The 19,753-nt window shown below is 46.6% G+C and carries 21 protein-coding genes and 1 tRNA gene; 10 read left to right on the forward strand and 12 right to left on the reverse strand.

What is annotated here, in order from left to right; genetic code table 11:
• Nucleotides 1–8: 8 nt before the first annotated feature.
• Both SPB21_RS23000 and SPB21_RS23005 read right to left on the reverse strand, forming a co-directional pair.
• A complete protein-coding gene (locus tag SPB21_RS23000; RefSeq protein WP_163665700.1) occupies nt 9–218 on the reverse strand; it encodes a DUF1049 domain-containing protein in 210 nt (69 codons plus the stop codon).
• Between the two features lie 398 nt (nt 219–616).
• Nucleotides 617–1,549: an ABC transporter ATP-binding protein gene (locus SPB21_RS23005; protein WP_250565005.1), complete on the reverse strand. Its 933-nt coding sequence runs from the start codon at nt 1,547–1,549 to the stop codon at nt 617–619.
• Nucleotides 1,550–1,636: 87 nt separating this feature from the next.
• On the opposite strand from SPB21_RS23005, the gene SPB21_RS23010 reads away from it, so the two are divergent.
• From SPB21_RS23010 to kaiC, 4 genes are all read left to right on the forward strand, one after another.
• Nucleotides 1,637–1,710: transfer RNA gene (locus tag SPB21_RS23010), tRNA-Arg, on the forward strand.
• Nucleotides 1,711–2,058: 348 nt separating this feature from the next.
• The gene (locus SPB21_RS23015; protein ID WP_250565578.1) at nt 2,059–2,910 is read left to right on the forward strand and encodes a circadian clock protein KaiA; all 852 of its coding nucleotides are present in this window, start codon (nt 2,059–2,061) and stop codon (nt 2,908–2,910) included.
• Between the two features lie 77 nt (nt 2,911–2,987).
• Nucleotides 2,988–3,290 (forward strand): circadian clock protein KaiB, encoded by a 303-nt coding sequence (gene kaiB, locus SPB21_RS23020; RefSeq protein ID WP_006516811.1) that lies wholly within the window; start codon nt 2,988–2,990, stop codon nt 3,288–3,290.
• 339 nt (nt 3,291–3,629) lie between these two features.
• Nucleotides 3,630–5,186: a circadian clock protein KaiC gene (gene kaiC, locus SPB21_RS23025; protein WP_163665709.1), complete on the forward strand. Its 1,557-nt coding sequence runs from the start codon at nt 3,630–3,632 to the stop codon at nt 5,184–5,186.
• Nucleotides 5,187–5,240: 54 nt separating this feature from the next.
• Here kaiC and SPB21_RS23030 read toward each other — a convergent pair whose 3' ends face one another.
• Complete coding sequence (locus SPB21_RS23030; RefSeq protein WP_163665711.1) at nt 5,241–5,987, reverse strand: hypothetical protein; 747 nt, start codon at nt 5,985–5,987, stop codon at nt 5,241–5,243.
• A gap of 243 nt (nt 5,988–6,230) precedes the next feature.
• On the opposite strand from SPB21_RS23030, the gene SPB21_RS23035 reads away from it, so the two are divergent.
• Both SPB21_RS23035 and SPB21_RS23040 read left to right on the forward strand, forming a co-directional pair.
• Entirely contained in the window at nt 6,231–6,569 is a 339-nt protein-coding gene (locus SPB21_RS23035) for a c-type cytochrome (RefSeq protein ID WP_499867806.1), read from the forward strand.
• A gap of 21 nt (nt 6,570–6,590) precedes the next feature.
• Nucleotides 6,591–7,517 carry an NAD(+) kinase gene (locus SPB21_RS23040; RefSeq protein ID WP_499867807.1) on the forward strand — a complete coding sequence of 309 codons (927 nt, stop codon included), beginning with the start codon at nt 6,591–6,593 and terminating at the stop codon, nt 7,515–7,517.
• A gap of 109 nt (nt 7,518–7,626) precedes the next feature.
• On the opposite strand, the gene SPB21_RS23045 is transcribed toward SPB21_RS23040, so the two are convergent.
• From SPB21_RS23045 to SPB21_RS23085, 9 genes are all read right to left on the reverse strand, one after another.
• Complete coding sequence (locus tag SPB21_RS23045) at nt 7,627–8,115, reverse strand: SH3 domain-containing protein (RefSeq protein ID WP_163665715.1); 489 nt, start codon at nt 8,113–8,115, stop codon at nt 7,627–7,629.
• Between the two features lie 115 nt (nt 8,116–8,230).
• Nucleotides 8,231–9,745 carry a Ycf46 family AAA ATPase gene (locus SPB21_RS23050; RefSeq protein WP_163665717.1) on the reverse strand — a complete coding sequence of 505 codons (1,515 nt, stop codon included), beginning with the start codon at nt 9,743–9,745 and terminating at the stop codon, nt 8,231–8,233.
• Between the two features lie 13 nt (nt 9,746–9,758).
• Nucleotides 9,759–10,265: a YceD family protein gene (locus SPB21_RS23055; RefSeq protein WP_163665719.1), complete on the reverse strand. Its 507-nt coding sequence runs from the start codon at nt 10,263–10,265 to the stop codon at nt 9,759–9,761.
• An 81-nt stretch (nt 10,266–10,346) separates the two neighbouring features.
• Nucleotides 10,347–10,868 (reverse strand): Jag family protein, encoded by a 522-nt coding sequence (locus SPB21_RS23060; RefSeq protein ID WP_499867808.1) that lies wholly within the window; start codon nt 10,866–10,868, stop codon nt 10,347–10,349.
• Nucleotides 10,869–10,923: 55 nt separating this feature from the next.
• Nucleotides 10,924–12,210, reverse strand: a complete 1,287-nt coding sequence (gene yidC, locus SPB21_RS23065) for a membrane protein insertase YidC (protein WP_499867809.1) — start codon at nt 12,208–12,210, stop codon at nt 10,924–10,926.
• Between the two features lie 248 nt (nt 12,211–12,458).
• Nucleotides 12,459–12,848 carry a PH domain-containing protein gene (locus SPB21_RS23070; RefSeq protein WP_006516821.1) on the reverse strand — a complete coding sequence of 130 codons (390 nt, stop codon included), beginning with the start codon at nt 12,846–12,848 and terminating at the stop codon, nt 12,459–12,461.
• Nucleotides 12,838–13,218, reverse strand: coding sequence for a ribonuclease P protein component (gene rnpA / locus SPB21_RS23075; protein ID WP_163665727.1), 381 nt, complete (start codon nt 13,216–13,218; stop codon nt 12,838–12,840). The genes SPB21_RS23070 and rnpA overlap by 11 nt, the downstream gene beginning before the upstream one ends.
• A 27-nt stretch (nt 13,219–13,245) precedes the next feature.
• Nucleotides 13,246–13,383 carry a 50S ribosomal protein L34 gene (rpmH, locus tag SPB21_RS23080; RefSeq protein WP_006516823.1) on the reverse strand — a complete coding sequence of 46 codons (138 nt, stop codon included), beginning with the start codon at nt 13,381–13,383 and terminating at the stop codon, nt 13,246–13,248.
• A 96-nt stretch (nt 13,384–13,479) separates the two neighbouring features.
• On the reverse strand, nt 13,480–14,085 hold the full coding sequence (locus SPB21_RS23085; protein WP_163696374.1) for a DUF2808 domain-containing protein: 606 nt from the start codon (nt 14,083–14,085) through the stop codon (nt 13,480–13,482).
• An 844-nt stretch (nt 14,086–14,929) separates the two neighbouring features.
• On the opposite strand from SPB21_RS23085, the gene pntA reads away from it, so the two are divergent.
• From pntA to SPB21_RS23105, 4 genes are all read left to right on the forward strand, one after another.
• Nucleotides 14,930–16,549 carry a Re/Si-specific NAD(P)(+) transhydrogenase subunit alpha gene (pntA, locus tag SPB21_RS23090; RefSeq protein ID WP_499867810.1) on the forward strand — a complete coding sequence of 540 codons (1,620 nt, stop codon included), beginning with the start codon at nt 14,930–14,932 and terminating at the stop codon, nt 16,547–16,549.
• An 83-nt stretch (nt 16,550–16,632) separates the two neighbouring features.
• Nucleotides 16,633–18,057, forward strand: a complete 1,425-nt coding sequence (pntB, locus tag SPB21_RS23095) for a Re/Si-specific NAD(P)(+) transhydrogenase subunit beta (protein ID WP_163665734.1) — start codon at nt 16,633–16,635, stop codon at nt 18,055–18,057.
• Nucleotides 18,058–18,313: 256 nt separating this feature from the next.
• A complete protein-coding gene (locus tag SPB21_RS23100) occupies nt 18,314–18,661 on the forward strand; it encodes a hypothetical protein (protein ID WP_163665736.1) in 348 nt (115 codons plus the stop codon).
• Nucleotides 18,662–19,059: 398 nt separating this feature from the next.
• Nucleotides 19,060–19,752 (forward strand): Uma2 family endonuclease, encoded by a 693-nt coding sequence (locus tag SPB21_RS23105; RefSeq protein ID WP_163665738.1) that lies wholly within the window; start codon nt 19,060–19,062, stop codon nt 19,750–19,752.
• Nucleotide 19,753 lies beyond the last annotated feature (1 nt).

The raw sequence follows: 19,753 nt of genomic DNA on the forward strand, positions 1-19,753 counted from the left end.
CAGTTTCCCTACCGGCGTTTGCTTGAAAACACGGTGAGTAAACCCGCTGTGCCGACCAGGCCAGCTGCCAGGCCAATCCCTAACCACAAGCCAAACGGTAGGGCCACCGAACGAAACGCCAAAAATTGTAGGGAAATCGGGGTGGCGTTCTGTACCGACAGGATTGCGATCGCAATTACTAAAAACGCTGGAATCACCACAAGCAGAAATTTAACCATACGTTTGTTGGACAATCATGCCAACGCTACAGAGCAAACCCAACGCTATATTAACCGGGTTAGCCAGCGCTTTAAAGTAGTTCACCCTCTGCCCTGGTATGGAGGCTGAACTACGTTGAATAAATAGAAGACAGGCCTCAACATTACGCTGAGGCCCGTCTTGCAATAAATAGATCTGTATAAAGGAAACTGCTAAAAAGTCAGTCAGAATAGAAGTTAAATTTAAGCTGCAAACGCAGTAGTCATAAGCGTTCTCTCGAACTAAATATAGACTACCCCAGTCCCCTAAGCATGCCCATGAACACCTGGTGAACTTCAATAAACCTACTTTGAAGAAAGGGTTTAATCAGACTACTCACAAGGGTTTAGGGTATTTACGATAGACAGAGTACGTATCTTCAGACTGAACGGGTCACTTCTAAGTAAATATGCTCTAAGGTGACTGGACTGCGGGCAATGGAATCTATCGGAATGCCATCAAATTTGGCAATTAGCTCTCTGAGTTCTAATCGCTCAGGTATCCAAAACGCCAGGTGAGTGTCATAGCGGCGCATTGTAAATCCATGGTTGGCGGCTTGGGCAATGGCGGCCTCTTCATCTGCCGTCTGTAGAATCACCACCTCCTCAGCTGGAATATGGCTTCGCAGTTCCGGGAGACTCCCTTGAGCCAGTAAGCAACCCTGCTTAAGAAAACCGATGCGATCGCACAGTCGTTCTGCTTCATCAAGTAGATGAGTAGTTAGCAGCACCGTTACCCCCTGTTGCTTAAGCTGCCGAATTAAATCCCAGACCTCGTAGCGCGCTTCAATATCTAATCCGGTGGTAGGTTCATCAAGGACCACTAACTTTGGCTGATGCACAATGGCAATGGCTAAACTCAACCGTCGCTGCATACCACCGCTTAAGGAACCAACAACGCTGTTAACCCGATCTTGAAGATTGACAGCGGTCAAGCAGGTTTGGATACGTTGCGATCGCGCTGTAGATTCCAGGCCATAGATTTTGGCAAAGAATGCCAGGTTCTCCCCACAGGTAAGACTTTGGTACAGCAGGTTTTGCTGCGGCATAATCCCCAAATATGGCTTGGTTGATTCAGCAGCAGGCTGCCCAGCAATCAACACCTGTCCGTGATCGGGTCGTAATAAACCACTGAGCAAATTAATGGTTGTGGTTTTTCCAGCTCCATTAGGCCCTAACAGACCATACACTTCACCTGACTCCAACCTCAGGGTCAAAGCCGATAGTGCCTGACGCTGACCAAAAGCTTTTGATAAATTCTGAATATCCAGCACGCAGCACGCATCTTGCACACCCCCATGAGCGTATGCCATCAACACGTTTAACGTAAAGGCAAAGACAGATACGAACACAAGTGCTAATATTAAGCACGGTTCCTGGATAAACTAAGCTAGAAACGAGGGCATGTAGCTCAGCTGGATAGAGCACCAGATTCCGGTTCTGGCGGTCGGGGGTTCGAATCCCTCCATGCTCGTTGATTATGCAGTGCTCAGATCACAATAACAATGGAACACTTGTCCGTAATTATTCTTCTGAGGCAATATGTCTCCCCTAAGCGCCCTTAAGTACAGACATCTGAGGACGCCAAAAATAACTCCCAGATAAAAATACTTAAGTTTGCCATAGCTACCACTCGTAGCCTATATGCTTAGTTTTGATAAAAAGTACCTATTAAATTTTCCTTTGACTGCAAACTTTTGTACTCATTGGCTACTCATCTCCCAATTCGCATAAAAATATAAAATATCGTCTCCATAGATAAACAATAAGCTGTTAAATAGTGCAATAAATCAATTAACATTGCGTAACATTCATCTCAATTTTGGCTGCACGCTTCCTGGTTGGAATTTATACGGCTCAGGCCTCTATGGCGGAGTCTCTCAAGAAAACGCTCACCCACAGTCCTTTTGCTATTAGTTGGAGCCAGACGCACACAGAGTTTGTGCAGTGGACCATCAGTAATCGTCATCGGATTGATTGTTTGGTTGTCCAACCTAATCAAGATGGTTGGGATTTACTACATGAGCTGTGGGAGCGTGATATTTTGCTGCCTACTTTAGTGATCTCAGCACAGGATGCTTTAGAGCAACGCACCCAGTATCACGATGCTGTTATCCAGATCAGTCCAGGTCAATTAGATACCATTGAAGACCAGGTTCACAAAGCCATCAGCCAATTTTTAAAACTGCCAGCCAACTCTAGCACTGTCGTTGATAATGAAGGTTCTCCAACAGAAAACCGGGATAATCGCATATTTCTGTTGAGCCTTCAGCAGCAGCGACTGACTGAAAAACTCCAAGAACGCTTAGGCTATTTGGGTGTGTATTACAAGCGTAATTCTCAAAATTTTGTACGCAACATGACCGTGGAGGAGCGTCATGAGTTTTTAGATCAATTGCGTCAAGACTATCGTCAAATCATCCTGAGTTATTTTTCATCGGATGACAAAAGCCTAAATCAACGTATTGATGACTACGTTAACTTAGCGTTCTTTGCTGACGTATCCATTTCTAAGGTTGTCGAAATCCATATGGAACTGATGGACAATTTTTCAAAGCAGCTCCACATGGAAGGACGTAGTGAGGAAATTTTATTGGACTATCGCTTAACCCTAATTGATGTGCTGGCCCATCTATGTGAAATGTACCGTCGCTCTATTCCACGTGAATCATAGAATCTGATTTACGCACGTCCCAATTTTATTTATGGACTCTTGTACTCCACATCTGCCACACATTCGGGAACCCTTCAATGGCCTATAAAAAGACCTACATATTAAAACTCTACGTTGCTGGCAATACCCCAAACTCTACTCGGGCACTCAAAATGCTCAACACGATCTTGGAAGAAGAGTTTCAGGGCGTTTATGCATTAAAGGTCATTGATGTCTTACAAAATCCACAGCTCGCTGAAGAAGACAAAATATTAGCGACTCCAACCTTGGCAAAAATCCTACCGCCTCCTGTTCGTAAAATCATTGGCGACCTGTCTGACCGTGAGCGCGTCCTGATCGGTCTAGACTTGCTTTATGATGAGCTCAGGGAGGATGATTAGCCTATTTTACCAAAGTAACTTATCAGTCTTAAAGTAATGTTTCGATTTTTGAGAAGCGTTGCTTATGCATTCCAGACTGGAATGTGGCAAAGGATAGAAGTGTAATGCACCAATTGGGCAACGCTCATGACACAAGCTCCTTTGCATACAGTTCACAAGCATGAAATATAGAGTTTTTGGCAATATATGCCAGTACGCACGATGTTCTTGGAGCAGAATCATCTATAGTGCTTGCTCTTGATAACTTAACCTGTTGAAATATTAGTAATGTTCTTTTCTCCCACTGTATTTTTTTACAGGCCAACTCACTATTTTTTTAACAGGTCAATTTACTAAGTTATGACTCAGTCTTCTCAAGGTGAAATCCCCTCGAATAATACCTTGGCGGGCGTAAGAAAAATTCGCACCATGATGGAAGGCTTTGATGACATCAGTCATGGTGGTCTGCCTGCCGGGCGTTCGACCCTCGTCAGTGGAACTTCAGGTACTGGTAAAACCTTGATTGCCGTACAGTTTCTATATAACGGCATCACAGATTTTGATGAACCCGGTGTATTTGTCACCTTCGAAGAGTCACCTGCCGACATCATTCAAAATGCTTGCAGCTTTGGCTGGGATCTACAGAAGCTCATTGATGATGGCAAGCTATTCATTCTGGATGCATCCCCCGATCCCGAAGGTCAAGAAATCGTAGGTAATTTCGACCTCTCAGCATTAATTGAGCGGATTCAATACGCTATTCGTAAGTACAAGGCACGACGGGTATCCATCGACTCGGTTACAGCCGTTTTTCAGCAATACGATGCAGCTGGTGTAGTCCGGCGTGAAATTTTTCGATTAGTTGCGCGTCTTAAACAAATGGGCGTGACGACTCTAATGTCAACAGAGCGCGTGGACGAGTATGGTCCCGTTGCCCGCTTTGGAGTCGAGGAATTTGTGTCAGATAACGTCGTTATTGTTCGCAATGTCCTCGAAGGGGAGCGTCGTCGCCGTACCATCGAAATTCTCAAGCTGCGGGGCACGACCCATATGAAAGGGGAATACCCTTTCACCATTACCCAAAACGGTATCAACATCTTTCCGTTGGGGGCAATGCGCCTGACTCAACGTTCATCGAATGTACGGGTCTCCTCTGGAGTCAAAGCCCTGGATGAAATGTGTGGCGGTGGATTCTTTAAGGACTCAATTATCTTGGCCACCGGGGCAACAGGGACAGGTAAAACGTTGCTGGTTAGTAAGTTCATTGAAAATGGCTGTCAGGCAAAAGAGCGTTCCATTCTTTTTGCCTACGAAGAATCTCGCGCACAGCTATCTAGAAATGCTTACTCCTGGGGCATTGACTTTGAGGAGTTAGAGCGCGCGGGACTACTCAAAATCATCTGCGCATATCCCGAATCTGCTGGACTCGAAGACCACTTGCAGATTATTAAGTCTGAGATTGCACAGTTTAAGCCCTCACGTATTGCCATCGATTCTCTGTCAGCTTTGGATCGCGGAGTCAGCAATAATTCATTCCGTCAGTTTGTCATTGGTGTAACGGGTTATGCCAAACAGGAAGAAATCACTGGTTTCTTTACAAACACTACGGAGCAGTTTATGGGCTCCCATTCCATTACTGACTCGCATATTTCCACTATCACAGACACCATCTTAATGCTGCAATATGTGGAAATACGTGGTCAAATGTCTCGGGCATTGAATGTATTCAAGATGCGGGGATCTTGGCATGACAAGGCTATCCGTGAATACACCATCAGTGCCAATGGCCCGGAAATCAAGGACTCCTTCCGTAACCTAGAGCGCATTATCAGCGGTTCACCCACTCGGGTTTCTGTGGACGAGAAGAGTGAGCTATCACGCATTATGAAAGGTGTACGGCCCAGTGATTCAGACTAGAACCCAAAAATCAATGATTTTGAATCCTGGTGATCTCGTTGCTGGTCATAGTCATTAGGATTTAATTCCTGTGATCACCAGCTGCTCATCTAGAATTTCAATGGTTTCTAAAATGACCCCTTGTTGATCGAGCAATCCATTAAGGCGTTGCTCGATTTCGCTGGTAGAAAACCCCATCTGCTCAGCAACATCCGCCAGGGGCAGGGTAAACTGGCCTATTTTGAAGCTAAGGTCCTGATTCAGAGTAATTTTGCCGTCTTGTATTTGAGGACGGGCAACAATCCCAATGTAAATATCGCGATTGGTTAGCATAGGCACAGCACTGGTCAACTGATCCAGACTGGTCTGTAGCTCGGTAGACAATGCTTCTCGTGGCAGTTCTGACAAATTCAGCACCGCACCCGTTTCAATGAATTCGCCCTGGAGAGTTGTCTGCAACAATTGGGCATTCGCTAAAAGTTGAGCCGCCACAGGTTGACTGAGAATAGCATCGTTGACTAGCTGCGTCAGCTGAGGCTCATCTAGAGTCAGGCTAATTTCACCATTTTTGTTAGATATGTGAGACAGTTGCTGACGCATTGATGGCTGATGGGCAGTTACACCTGATGATTTACGGCGTATTACCGACTCAGAATACTGAGTCGCAGCTATATCAGTCTCTGGTGTGGATGGTGTTACTGGTGCTGCTGTTGGATTATTGTGGGGTGACACATTCGTCACACTGTACCATCCATAGGCAAAGCTGCCGCCAGCAACTGCCGATACCACCATTAGGCTCATCAATAGTGCTGCTTTTCTCATAACACGGCAAACTTGTAACCTACACTCAAATCATCCACAGTTTAGCGCCTCTGTCAGCGGAGAAAACTGATCTTAAGTTGTACCAGGCTCATTTTCCTAAGGTCGTAAACCATTACCATAGGAAGCGAATTGCTCGCCCCTTTGATTTTAATGTCGGCTTCTGTCTTTAGCTCCATATTCAGTTCAACATTCTCATGTTTACTCACGTCTTGGCGCTTATATCTAACCAGGCTTAAACGTCTCATGCCTGGTTATTTGGCTTGCTGCTTACTTGCCGCCAGCCTATGGTTTAGCACTTCAGCCATGGCGTGGGCAGACACAATAGACTCCAGAAAATTATTTGAGACTCACTGTGCCGGATGTCATCCCAATGGAGCTAATATCATTCGCCGAGGCAAAAACTTAAAGCAACGGGCTTTAAAGCGTCATGGTTATGAGTCTATGGATGCGATCGCAACCCTGATTACCAATGGCAAAGGCCTGATGAGCGCCTATAGCGATCAGCTCAGCAAAGATGAAATCACTAGCCTAGCGAACTACGTCTTGGAACAAGCTGCTGTCAACTGGAAATCAGTCAAGTAACTCCTCATTTTCTCCACTACCGTGCAGCTCAACCAAGTCATCATTGTTCACAAAGCAGGTAATCAGCAAAGTAAAAGCTGGGCCGAGAAATGTGCCCAGCTCTTAGAAAAACGTGGTGCCAGTGTACTGCTTGGCCCCAGCGGCCCCAAAGATAATCCCTATCCTGTTTTTTTAGCCTCTGCCCAGCAGCCCATTGACTTAGCAATTGTGCTGGGTGGTGATGGTACAGCCCTTGCGGCAGCACGCCACTTAGCACCCGAAAAAATCCCAATTTTGGCCGTCAACATTGGTGGCCACTTAGGCTTCCTAACAGAATCATCAGATGAAATTGATGATTTCGAAAAGATTCTTGATCGGCTACAGAACGATCGTTATGCAGTGCAACAGCGTATGATGCTCCGCGCCTGCATCCACGAAGGGAATCGCAGTAATCGTGAACCCCTCAGCGAGGTATATTGGGCCCTCAATGAAATGTGTGTCAAGCCCGCTTCACCTGACCGCATGATTACCTCAATTTTAGAAATGGAAATTGATGGAGAGGTGGTTGACCAATACCAAGGAGACGGCCTTTTAATCAGCACACCTACTGGTACAACAGGCTATACAGTTGCCGCGAATGGACCCATTGTGCATCCTGGGATGGATGCCATTGTGGTCACCCCGATTTGTCCCCTGAGTTTATCCAGTCGTCCGGTGGTGATCCCATCTGGCAGTGTTGTTAGTGTTTGGCCCCTTGTCGATCCTGCCATGACCACCAAACTGTGGATGGATGGCGTCATGGCTACTTCTATTTGGCCAGGGCAACGGGTAGATATTTGGATGGCGGAACACATGGCAAAATTTGTGCTGTTGCGGCGGAACCAGTCTTATTATCAAACGTTGAGAAGCAAGCTCCAGTGGGCCGGAGCAAGGATAAATTACACCAATAACCATCGGCATTCAGGGTAATCACGATAAGCGCCCGATAGAGAGGGGCATCCACAAGGGAGTGCCCCTACAGGATTGTCTATTGTTAATCGGGGTTACTGAATTTGGATTTGATATAAAACTAGTCAAACTAAAGTTTTTGAGTATTCCCTTGGCCCTTAATCCAACCCTCAACACCGCTACCAGTGCGAACTTTAAACCAGCGGCCAGACTCTTCTAAAACCTCGACAGTTTCGTCATAGTCGATGCCATCAATCGTTTCATAATCCACACCTGCACCCGCACGCACCAACAAACCGGTCCCGTAGGTAACGACAACCTTATAGAGTGCTTTGGCTTCATTAGCGGGGGTCGGAGCTGTTGTTGGCTGAGGCTCAGAAGGTTGTTCGACAGCAGCCTGAGGCGCAGGTTCCGTATTGGTATCGCTCGCCTGTTGAGGCTGCGCTGGCAACTCATTTTCGTAAACCGGACGCTCTGGCAAGCTGGAAAGTTGGGTCAAGAAATAGCGGGCGGTCGCAACTCCAGCAAGAGAGATAACGAATAGCGCGATCGCGACTCCGCCAATAAACTTGAGCAGACTCACCAAAAACGCCTGGATATTAAATCGGTTGGACGCCATAGCTACTGTAGACAATCAGGGACACTCACAGAATGTCCTACGGTTATACCCTATTTTCTGTAGAAAGTTATCTCTTATTCAGATATCTGACACTAAGACCTTTTCTGATGAGGCTCTAACCGTCCAAATCCTTCATGCGATCGCTCAACATAGACTGCCGCGACGCCAGTCTAGCTTTACCTGATGCAGCCCAAGCTTGCAGAGCATCTACCTGGTCTTTAGCGGTACGGGCTAACGGCACTAACTGACTAGCCGCTTCCAGAATGTCATCTACGGTAAAATCACGATTTTGACTAAAGCCAATATGCATCGCTTCAATAATGGCTTGCTCAATTTCCGCTCCAGAAAAGTCAGGAGTTTCGTAAGCAAGGCGACGGGTATCGTAACTTTTCACATTATGGGGACGCAGCCGACTTAGATGCACATTGAAAATGGCATCTCGCTCAGCCTGACTCGGCAAACCCACAAAAAAGATTTCATCAAATCGGCCACGTCGTAATAGTTCTGGCGGTAACGCACCAATATTATTAGCTGTCGCTACCACAAACACCGGAGATGTTTTCTCGGATAGCCAGGTAATAAAGGTGCCAAAAACACGGCTTGTAGTGCCAGAATCACCACGACCCTCAAATCCAGCAAATGCTTTATCAATCTCATCGATCCAAAGCACACAAGGAGCCAACGCCTCTGCCAGCTGAATCATTTGCCGGGTACGAGACTCTGATTCGCCCACAAGACCAGCAAATAAACGCCCTACATCCAAACGCAACAAAGGCAGATGCCAATGATGGGCAATGGCCTTTGCTGTCAGAGATTTACCTGTCCCCTGAATGCCCACTAGCATCAATCCCCTGGGATGAGGCAACCCATACTGCCTTGCTCGCTCAGAGAATGAACCACCGCGCTTAATTAGCCAGTCTTTCAGATTATCCAAACCACCAATATCAGAAATTTTTTCGGTAGCAGGATAGAAGTCCAAAATCTGCGTCTGGCGAATCGTTTGACGCTTTTCTTCCAGAATTAAATCAATATCATCAGGGCTAAAGGCCCCATTGGCCGCTATCCCCCGTGCTAATACCCGACGAATGCGCTCCATTGACAGCCCCTGACAAGAACGCACGAGAGCATCTAATGCTTTAGGCCCCGGCAAACTTCCCATAGCCCCTAGCAAGGACTCTATTTCCCTACGAATTTCATCAACCGTAGGGAGTGGAAACTCCAAAACCGTCAGTAGCTCACTTAACTCATCCGGAATAGTCAACTGAGCTGACAGAATAATTATATTTTTAGGCTGAGCCTTTAGTATCCGCGCCAGGTTCCGCAGCTTTCGTGAGATAGCAATATCGTCTAGAAAACGATGAAAATCACGAAGGACTAATATAGCTGGAGCAGAAGACGATAACTTGTCAGCAAACTCTAAGGCTTGGAGTGGATTTCGACGACCAACCCCTTCATCATTGGGATTACCTCGATAGCCATCAACAAAATCCCACACATAAACAGCTCGATTACCCGTAGTAGCAGCAACCTTAGCAATCGACTCTTCAGCCCGCTCCTCTTCTCGGGTGGGAACGTACACCAACGGGTAGCGGGCTCGAATAAGTAGTCCTAACTCATCGTTAAATGCCATAAAAACTGGGTGACTAATCAGAAAGTTGTTGCTTCAAAGCAGATAAAGCTGCCCAGCGTTGATCTGTTTCAGCTGAAGCATCGTCGCTACTGGCCACCGGATTGGGAATTCCCTCACAACTTTGGTCACAGAGCTGCCGCTGAGGCATGGCTAAACATAACTGCTCATAGAGCCACTTAGCGGGCTCAAAATGGCCTTGGGGCGGCAAGGTTTCCACTAAATCGTCCAAGCTAACTTCTACCTCTTCGGCATAGGATTCAGGCTGCAGCTCCTGTAGCCAAATAAACTCTGAAGTATCAACCTGGATGCGTGCATTATAGTTTTGCAAACAACGGTGACATGTCAACGTAGCAATGGTCTCAGCCTGGGCTGAGACCTCTAAAAAATTGCCACGATGCTGAATTTGTATGCGCCCCTTAACCGGCGTTAGAGTTTCTAGATCGCTGAGATAGTCATCGACCTCTATTATCCGAGTCTTGCTCGGATCTTTAATCAAATGGGGAATATATATCCGTTGCATGGGCCGCTATCTAATCACTTTGAAGGGCCAAAAAAGAATCAATTAGTCCAAGGCTCAGGTGCAGCAAGATACCCTCAAGACCTACTCATCCTCTGCATTGGCAAAGTCAGTATTCGACAAAGCACGAACCACCAACCGACGGTCAGGTTCTCGGCCACGGCTAAAGGTTTCCAAGCCACCATGGGCCTTTAAGAACGTATGAACTTGCCTACGTTCAGCAGACGATAAATCAGAAACTTCATGCTCACCACCACTGGACAGCACATCTTCTGCGGCCCTTTCTGCAATTGACTTAAGTTCATCGCGACGCTGCTGACGGTAGCCATGCAGCTCAATCGTATAAGACTGCTGATTGTCAACGTCTTGCCCAATATTCAGCACTGTATTTGCTAAATACTGAATCGCATCTAGAACACGACCTCGATCTCCTACAAGGCCGTCAATTTGAGCCTGGGTCAAAGAGGAATCATCGATAGTGAGCCAGAAGCTACTATCCCCTAGAGCATCGTCTATATGCTCACCAGTTACATCTGTCTTAACGCCTTGATGATCTAGCAATTGCGATAGCCATTGGATACCGCCTTTATCTTGCTGTTCGCCCATAAATCACTCACACCCGCTTCAGCGAATTTTATGCCAACCACAAGTGTACCTTTAGCTATCGGTTAGAGACCTTTTTTTTAGAACTACCACCAGATTTCTTATTCCCTTTAGAGCGGGAAGATGTGGCCTTGTTGGTGGACTTATTGTTCTTGGCAGATGTTTTACTAGTTGACTTAGACCGAGCAGAACTAGACTTGCCCTTATCTGCCGCTTTCTTTGCTCCAGGCTCAAATGCTAGTGGCCCACGATCAGCACTTGCTGTCTTAACTTCCTCGGCATCAACTAAAGCCTGAATATTATCAGGTAGGGGCTCTCTAGACAGGATAAATGATTGAGCTGTCTGGAAAACATTCGCCAGTACCATGTAGAGCAATACACCTGCGGGCAGGGGGAAGAACAAGAACATACCCGAGAATAATACAGGTGTCAGCTTAGTAATAGTCTCTTGCTGAGGATTATCACTGGAAGACTGACCGGACAAAAGCTGGTTGACATAAAGGCTTACACCAAAGAACAAAATCATGCCGAGAATGTCCCAGTGGATTTCCCCTTCGTCACCGAGGGCACCAATACGCCCTAGCTCTTTGATAAACAAGAAACCTTTATTGGCAGCCAACCCTTTGACTTTTGCCTGAATAGTGACGTCACCCAGAGCTAGCGCCGTAATTTGGCCATTTTCATCAACCTTGACCAGGTCTTGCCCCTTAGTGACCTCCCAAATGGGAGTAAAGACAGCTGGATTTTCGGCATACTTGTCAGCTAACTGACTCACAGACTCACCTTCAGGGGTCTGTAAACGAATCACGGCACTATCGCCAACACCAATACGGTTACCACCGGGCAGAACTGGAGCGATGGAGAAATGCTTACCGTCGGCAATATAAAGGTTAGATTGCTTGGCGGAAAATGCTTGGGGCTGAACTTGCTCGATCGAATCTTGAGGAAGGATTTGGAAATTTACAGGATAGGTAATATCAGCAAACGGTGATCCTCGAAGTGTTGCAAATAATGCAAACAAAATAGGCATCTGCAAGACCACTGGAAAGCAGCCTGCCAATGGATTACCAAATTCCTTGTAAACCCCGCCCATCTCCTCTTGGAGCTTGGCAGGATCGTCTTTGTAGCGCTCTTGGATTTCCTTGACCTTTTTCTGCATAAGAGGCTGGGTAATCTTCATGCGCCTCATATTGCGAATCGATCCGGCATTAAGCGGATAGAGCGCAAAGCGAATAAGAAGAGTCAAAGCCACAATGGCTAAACCGTAGCTGGGCACAATCCCATAGAAAAAATCTAGGATTGGCAGCATTATATTGTTCGTTAGAAATCCAATACCGAAATCCATGCGCGCTTACCGAGCAAATTGCATACCGAACTCTAATGTATCTGAATATTGCAGGCGTTAGGTCGATCCGCTGCAAAAAGGGTTAGTTATTTCACCCACACAAAACTATTTGAGACGGTGTTTGACCTATAAATTGACGGTTATCCCTACTTGGGGTCAGGGCAGAAAGTTATGAGCCTGTAGTTTTTATTTATGGATTTACCAGAGAAAAACTGTTATGAGCTTAAAACGTTACCCAGGAAGTTTCTCTAAGTGGGCAAACCACTAGCTTTTCTAGCTTTAGCAGAAATATGTTCAGTGATTTTGTCGTAGAGATCGCGAAAATTAGGCAGAGACCGCAACTCTAAGCGACTACCATCCTTGAGTTGCACCGCCATATCACCCCAAAGTCCCAAACCGCGAGGCACAACGGCCACACGAGTTACTTCTGAATAAATCAAATCAGTTCGGTTACGTCCCATCCAGCCCCCTGTAACCGAAATGCGACGATTGGTGATGCGATAGCGAACCCACAGAGCACGAATAATAGAGCCAACTGTAAGGGGAATGAAGACCAATGTCAGCGCCAGCACGCAGTGCAAAATTAAATCACCAATGTGGGGGCCGCCCTCGTAATACACTTCCTCTTTAATTGCCATGCAGCACCTCTAGCTCTACCAATAGATTCTCTAATTCTCGCAAAAAATCGTAATATTGGCAGATTGTTGCAGCAGATCTGACATTGATCACAACCCACCAAGTTCCTTCGACCCTGGGCAGCAGGAGCCTTAGAGCCGAATGAATTTGTCGTTTGATGCGGTTACGTACAACGGCTCGCTTATGTACTTTTCGACTAATGGACACTCCAAAACAGATGCCCGTTGAAAGCTCACTTGATGAGCTTTCAACGGGCAAAGGATTTTTAAGGGCTTTAATGGCTAGACAATGACCGCTAGCTCGACGCCCTTGACGATAAACCTTAGAAAAAGAACGCGAAGCTCGCAGTCGATGTTGCTTAGGTAACGCCACAGATGCGATCGCACTCAGCTAGCCAGTCTAAACGGCCAGACGAGCACGCCCTTTCTTACGACGTGCCTGAATAACTCGACGGCCATTAGTTGTCCGCATGCGAGTACGAAAACCAGAAACGCGCTTACGCTTGCGAGATGTACCGCCGAGGGTGCGCTTAGTCATGGCGATTGCTCCTAAGTCTGCTCAAACAAAATACTACTTGCGCCATTCAGCGCGGTTTCTGATAGTAACACGTTAGAACCAACCCTGAAAAGCAATCTAGTCTTGATAAGCGATCAACATTTCCCAGGTACCAATATAGGTGGCCAGATCATTACCCCGAGGAATTACCTGCAGATTGACACGTTGCATCAACGCACGGTTAGGATTGCGAACCTTTTCAAAATCGATTACGAAAGACGTATTAGCAGGAATATCCTCAGCAAGGTAAATCTCAATTTTGTCTAGATCGTCAGACAAATCATTGGCTCCACTGAAAACACGATCGTCCCAGAGCACCTCATCAACCGCAATTTCCTCACCAACGTCATCAATGCGACCATATCGGACTTTAATTCTATCTAAATCAATACGACCTCTATGGCGAGAAAATGCCTCCGGGACGGTCACAACCAATGCAGAAACAGCAGAATCAATTTTATCGCCCTTCACCTCTAACCGGTAACTAGCACGAGTATTACGGCGAGTATTATTATTCAGACTATAGTTAAGGCGATAGCGTGACTCAACACCACCAATGATATTAAGTCCATCGGAGTCGTAAATATCTTGCTGGGCCAAGGTAGGCACATTCACCCCTACTACAGCGGCTGCCGACATCGCTAAGCCGACTAAGCCCAAGCGGATCAACTGTTTCAGTGCCATTTTTCAACTCCTCAAGCTCACATTATTAAAGCGGAACTGACCTAGAACTATCATGCAGATGAGCCCAATGCTTCAAGACAAGGGACGGTTTGCATGATTGGTCCCGTTAGCCAGAACAGATGCAGATGTTACAGCAAGCATGCTTAGCCATCATCCCCATTCAGCGAGAACGCTTGAAAAGCTGCTGCCACTTCAATCAAGATCTGTAAATTTACGGAACGCAATTTTTCTTAAGATTAGCATACTAATTAAATTCAAATTCGTGGGTAGTTCACTACAAATAAACGAGAAATAGAACAAATCACTGGCTGCCCACAATCTTTTTCAAGTCGCAAAAAGTCATTATTCTCGACTCCACTAGAACGCCAACCAACTAGCAAACACTTCATCAAAGATTATTTATGTTGGATTTCTGTCAAAAAAGATAAATCTTCATGACGAACTCCACACTTTTCAATACTTAAGTTGACACAATCAAAGCAAGGCCAATTTACACCTTGAGGCTTAACAGTTAGTTTCTCAAGGGCTTAATAATTATTTCTGGAGCCTTGGATAAGGGTTCATCAACTATTGTCAAAGTGTTTAGTGCATTGAAACAGGCAATATTATCTGCTTCAGTTCGACTAGATAGAAGACCTCTAAACCTCTTTTAGAAGAGTCTTAAAATCATTCAGCTTGTGCATTGAAATGGCGTTTCATGCGTCAGAGTAATTGTCCATTTTTAAGTTAAGTAAAACCACTAAATCTAAAGTTATTCCTGTTGGATTGAAATTAAATGCGATCCCAATTCCATAGTGTTTTTACAACAGTCGTTAGCCCAGCTAGTTAATCAATAAGGATCACTATGACCATCGCACTCGATCAAGGTGCTGTTGACCAACAGGCATCCCATCTCGAACGCCCAAAGCGCGTTGGCATCCCCAAAGAAGTTACCCCAGGAGAGTGCCGCATTGCAGCCACTCCTAAAACTGTCAAAAAACTCCAGTCCCTTGGATTCGACGTATTGATAGAGCAGGGTGCTGGTGAACGAGCCGAGTTTTCTGACCATGCCTATCGCGAGGCAGGATGCGAGGTTATTGCCAACGCCATTGAGCTCTGGCAACAGGCTGATATTGTTCTCAAAGTGCAGCCTCCTAGTCATAACCACGAACTAAACTGTCACGAAACTGAACTCGCCCATGATGGTCAAACCCTGATTAGTTTTCTATGGCCTGCTCAGAATGCTGATTTAATCAATCAACTAGCAGCCAAGCAAGTAACGGCCCTAGCGATGGATTCAGTACCCCGCATTAGCCGAGCTCAGAAAATGGATGCCCTGAGCTCCATGGCAAATGTGGCTGGATACCGTGCCGTGATTGAAGCGGCCAATAATTTTGGTCGCTTTTTTACAGGTCAGATTACGGCGGCGGGGAAAGTGCCCCCTGCCAAAGTGTTAGTCATTGGCGCAGGTGTCGCAGGCCTTGCCGCCATTGGTGCAGCAAAAAGTCTGGGGGCTATTGTTCGTGCCTTTGACACCCGTCCCGTAGTCAAAGAGCAAGTGGAAAGTATGGGTGCCGAGTTCTTAGAACTGAACTTTGCAGAAGATGGTACTGGCACTGGCGGCTATGCCAAGGTGATGAGTAAAGAGTTCATCGAAGCAGAGATGGCCCTGTTTGCCGAGCAAGCAAAAGAAGTAGACATTATTATTACCACAGCCTTAATTCCTGGCAAAAAAGCACCGTTATTGGTGACTAAAGACACCGTAGAACTGATGAAGCCTGGCTCGGTCATCGTAGATATGGCTGCTGAACAAGGAGGCAACTGCGAAGTCAGCCGTGCTGGCGAAGTTTATCGTCACCAGGGTGTGACAATCGTTGGTTTGACTGATTTAGCTAGCCGTATGGCCGGACAGTCCAGCCAGCTGTATGGCATGAATCTGTACCACCTGCTCAACGACATGGGTGGTTCTGACGGCTACACCGTTAACGTTGACGATGAGGTAGTTCGAGGAGCCTTGGTTAGCCATGGAGGTCAGGTTACTTGGCCTGCGCCTAAACCTGAGAAACCAGCTCCTCCAAAGGTTGAGGCAAAAGGGGAAGAATCGACGGAAGTAGAGGAAGTAGCCGCTGCACCCAAGTTTTCTCTGCCTTGGCAATGGATTGGGGTTGCCTTTGCAGCCCTCGCCCTTATCGGTATTGGTATTGGCGCGCCTTCTTCATTCCTTTCCCACTTCACCGTATTTATCCTGGCCTGTTTTGTTGGCTGGCAGGTGATTTGGAATGTCTCCCCATCGCTGCATACCCCCTTGATGAGTGTGACCAATGCCATCAGCGGCATCATCATCATTGGTGGCATGTTGCAGATTTCGGGTAAGCCAATGGCACCCACAGTGATTTTGGGTGCCATTGCTATCTTTATCGGCACGATCAACATTGCGGGTGGGTTCTTAGTGACTCAGCGGATGTTGAAAATGTTTCGGAAGTAAAAGCCCTCTCCCTACCTCTCTCTCTCCGGGGAGAGAGACTTGAAGTCTTTGCCCTTTAGACATTTCTCTACAACTTCTCTGCCATGTCTAACAATCTTGTTGCGGTGGCCTATTTGGTCGCTATTGTTCTTTTCATTTTGAGCTTGGGTGGTCTCTCTAATCAAGAGTCCGCAAAGCGTGGTAACGTCTATGGCATCATCGGCATGGTGATTGCGCTGGTAGCCACTGCCCTGAGTTCACAACTGACAGCTTACGGTCTTTTAGTGGCAGCGATTTTGCCCGCTGTTGCCATTGGTGGCTTAGTGGCTTCCCGTGTGGAAATGACTGAAATGCCGGAGCTGGTTGCCATTCTCCATAGCTTTGTGGGTTTAGCTGCTGTGCTGGTTGGTTTAGCCAGTTATTTGGGACCAGATCCCACATTGGTGGGGGCGGAGGAAACTATCCACAAACTGGAAATCTACATCGGTATCTTTATTGGGGCGCTGACCTTTACGGGTTCTGTGGTCGCCTTTGGCAAGCTACGGACCATTATTAGCAGCAAGCCATTGATGTTGCCCGCTCGACATTTGCTGAATGTTGCCATGCTGGTGGGCACTGTTATCCTCGGCGTTGGCTTTATGGCTGCCGAGGGGACTGATGGGTTTAACTATGTGTTGGGCATGGTGGCGATTGCCTCCCTGCTAGGCATCCATTTAGTGGCTGCCATCGGTGGTGCCGACATGCCTGTGGTGATCTCCATGCTCAACAGCTACTCTGGCTGGGCAGCAGCGGCAGCGGGCTTTATGCTTTCCAATGATTTGTTGATTGTGACGGGTGCATTGGTGGGTAGTAGTGGTGCCATCCTGAGCTACATCATGTGTGAGGCGATGAACCGCTCTTTCTTTAGTGTGATCTTGGGTGGTTTTGGCCAAGGATCTGGCAAAGGCAGCAGTAAAGCCGTTGAGGGTACAGTCACTGAGACTGATGTGAATGAAACCATTGACCTGCTAGCGGATGCACAGAGTGTAATTATCACGCCTGGTTATGGTATGGCAGTGGCTCAGGCTCAGCACGCGGTGTCTGATATTACTCGGCTTTTGACTCAGCGGGGTGTGAATGTGCGTTTTGGTATTCACCCTGTAGCGGGTCGTTTGCCAGGCCATATGAATGTGTTATTGGCAGAAGCCAATGTGCCCTACGACATTGTGTTGGAAATGGATGAAATCAACGAAGATTTCTCTGAAACTGATGTGGTGTTGGTTATTGGTGCCAACGATACGGTCAATCCTAGCGCCATGGAGGATCCTGAGAGTCCAATTGCTGGGATGCCAGTGTTGGAAGTATGGAAAGCACGCAATGTTGTTGTCATGAAGCGGGGCATGTCGGCTGGCTATGCTGGTGTGGCAAATCCGCTGTTCTTTAAGGAGAATACCCAAATGTTGTTTGGTGATGCGAAAGCAAATACCAATGCGATTTTGGGTCGCTTGCAGGAGTCTGCAACAGAACAACCTAAGTTGGTGACTGCTTAAGGTCAAATAAATTGACTGTACGATTTCAATAACCAAAGTTTTGGCCCTATGCTGGGAAACCTGGCATAGGGTTTTATATGACATCTTGACTGATAGCATTCGATACCGCAGGGCACTCACACGGGGATACCCCTACAGAATTGTCTCTAGTGACAGAACATCTATCTTTTGTCAGAGAGTAGACAATGAGATTCCACGATTTCTAAAGGTTCAAGGTTCGCGTCTGGTATTTAAGGTGTAATTGATATGTTGAGATATGTTGAGTCTCATTAACGCACTCGGTAAAGCTACAGAAGGTTTTGTAGATGTGACAGCCTATGAAACCACTTCAACATATAGCTCTTCAACTGTGGAAGTAGCAATTGCCATATTGGACGATGTCCCAGGAATGACGCCTTGCAGAACAAGCCTCTTCAAACACTCCTCCTTAAGGTTTTTGTTACAAGATGGAAGTCCACTTAGAACTTGGACTAATCGGGCAGTTGGTGGAGATCATGTCTTTTTGGCAGATCCTAATGGAGGAATGCTCTATGGTGGTTTTGTTTGGGCTCATGCTCAGGAACTTCGTAATGCTATCGACCAGATCAAGACAGAACTTACATAAGCGAACATAGAGATACCCCCAAATCATTGATAGGGCAAATGTTTAATCAGAGTTTTCATTGATTGACCAAGCTGAATCTGCATAGGTTACTCAACCAAGAGAAGTTTTGTCCACTCAATCGGTTCAGCAAATCGGTGACAATAAAGCTGATGGATGACGGTATTTACAGGAGATTGAGAACCATGGATCACAGACCCTAGAGCTAAAACCGTAACTCTATTTCACCCCCAGGCAGTGCCCATCACCTATCGTGGCAACACAGTGATTAATGAACCACAGTTGCCTGCTTTCAAGATTTCTGCCCAAAGCATTTTTGACCGAGCTGGGTTACTGGCTTAAGTTTGCCCCATTTGCGAACATGCTAGGCTAAGGGATAAAGCCCTAATTCCATAATGGCCATGGTTCAACTTCAGCCATCATCTAGACCAGAGGTTCTCTACCCCGATAGTGACGGTCAACCAATGGCGGATAATACTAAGCAATTTCGATGGATTGTCATCATTCAACAGAATTTGGATTGGCTCTTTGCCAATGATCCGCAAGTTTTTGTTGCAGGAGACCTGCTGTGGTACGCGGTGGAAGGCGATAATAAAAAACGGGTGGCACCTGATGTGATGGTGGTCTTTGGGCGTCCAAAAGGAGACCGCGGTTCATATAAACAATGGGAAGAAGATAATGTGCCGCCCCATGTAGTGTTTGAAATTCTCTCCCCTGGCAATACAACCGCTGAGATGAACCGCAAATTGTTGTTTTACCATCAGTTTGGGGTGGATGAATATTATCTCTATGATCCAGACAAAGATGATTTCAAGGGCTGGGTACGGCTAGAGGGCTTTTTGGATGTAATTGAGCCTATTGAGAATTGGGTGAGTCCCCGGTTAAATATTCGATTTGATACCTCGGGTGAAGAACTTCAGATTTTGCGTCCAGATGGACAACGATTTTTGAGTTATGCGGAAATTGCTCAGCGGGCAGAAACTGAAAGCCAACGGGCTGAGGCAGAAAGCCAACGGGCTGAGGTCGCAGAGGCAAAGGCTAAACGATTGGCGGAGCGGTTACGGGAAATGGGCGTTGATCCAGATGAGATTTAAG

Source organism: Leptothoe sp. ISB3NOV94-8A (assembly GCF_043421595.1).
Taxonomy (GTDB): Bacteria; Cyanobacteriota; Cyanobacteriia; order Phormidesmidales; family Phormidesmidaceae; genus Leptothoe; species Leptothoe turfae.

Coding starts and splice junctions, on each gene's coding strand:
- SPB21_RS23000 (WP_163665700.1), bottom strand. CDS start 218: ATGGTTAAATTTCTGCTTGTGGTGATTCCAGCGTTTTTAGTAATTGCG.
- SPB21_RS23005 (WP_250565005.1), bottom strand. CDS start 1,549: ATGGCATACGCTCATGGGGGTGTGCAAGATGCGTGCTGCGTGCTGGAT.
- kaiB (WP_006516811.1), top strand. CDS start 2,988: ATGGCCTATAAAAAGACCTACATATTAAAACTCTACGTTGCTGGCAAT.
- kaiC (WP_163665709.1), top strand. CDS start 3,630: ATGACTCAGTCTTCTCAAGGTGAAATCCCCTCGAATAATACCTTGGCG.
- SPB21_RS23030 (WP_163665711.1), bottom strand. CDS start 5,987: ATGAGAAAAGCAGCACTATTGATGAGCCTAATGGTGGTATCGGCAGTT.
- SPB21_RS23035 (WP_499867806.1), top strand. CDS start 6,231: ATGCCTGGTTATTTGGCTTGCTGCTTACTTGCCGCCAGCCTATGGTTT.
- SPB21_RS23045 (WP_163665715.1), bottom strand. CDS start 8,115: ATGGCGTCCAACCGATTTAATATCCAGGCGTTTTTGGTGAGTCTGCTC.
- SPB21_RS23050 (WP_163665717.1), bottom strand. CDS start 9,745: ATGGCATTTAACGATGAGTTAGGACTACTTATTCGAGCCCGCTACCCG.
- SPB21_RS23055 (WP_163665719.1), bottom strand. CDS start 10,265: ATGCAACGGATATATATTCCCCATTTGATTAAAGATCCGAGCAAGACT.
- SPB21_RS23060 (WP_499867808.1), bottom strand. CDS start 10,868: ATGGGCGAACAGCAAGATAAAGGCGGTATCCAATGGCTATCGCAATTG.
- yidC (WP_499867809.1), bottom strand. CDS start 12,210: ATGGATTTCGGTATTGGATTTCTAACGAACAATATAATGCTGCCAATC.
- SPB21_RS23070 (WP_006516821.1), bottom strand. CDS start 12,848: ATGGCAATTAAAGAGGAAGTGTATTACGAGGGCGGCCCCCACATTGGT.
- rpmH (WP_006516823.1), bottom strand. CDS start 13,383: ATGACTAAGCGCACCCTCGGCGGTACATCTCGCAAGCGTAAGCGCGTT.
- SPB21_RS23085 (WP_163696374.1), bottom strand. CDS start 14,085: ATGGCACTGAAACAGTTGATCCGCTTGGGCTTAGTCGGCTTAGCGATG.
- pntA (WP_499867810.1), top strand. CDS start 14,930: ATGACCATCGCACTCGATCAAGGTGCTGTTGACCAACAGGCATCCCAT.
- pntB (WP_163665734.1), top strand. CDS start 16,633: ATGTCTAACAATCTTGTTGCGGTGGCCTATTTGGTCGCTATTGTTCTT.
- SPB21_RS23100 (WP_163665736.1), top strand. CDS start 18,314: ATGTTGAGTCTCATTAACGCACTCGGTAAAGCTACAGAAGGTTTTGTA.
- SPB21_RS23105 (WP_163665738.1), top strand. CDS start 19,060: ATGGTTCAACTTCAGCCATCATCTAGACCAGAGGTTCTCTACCCCGAT.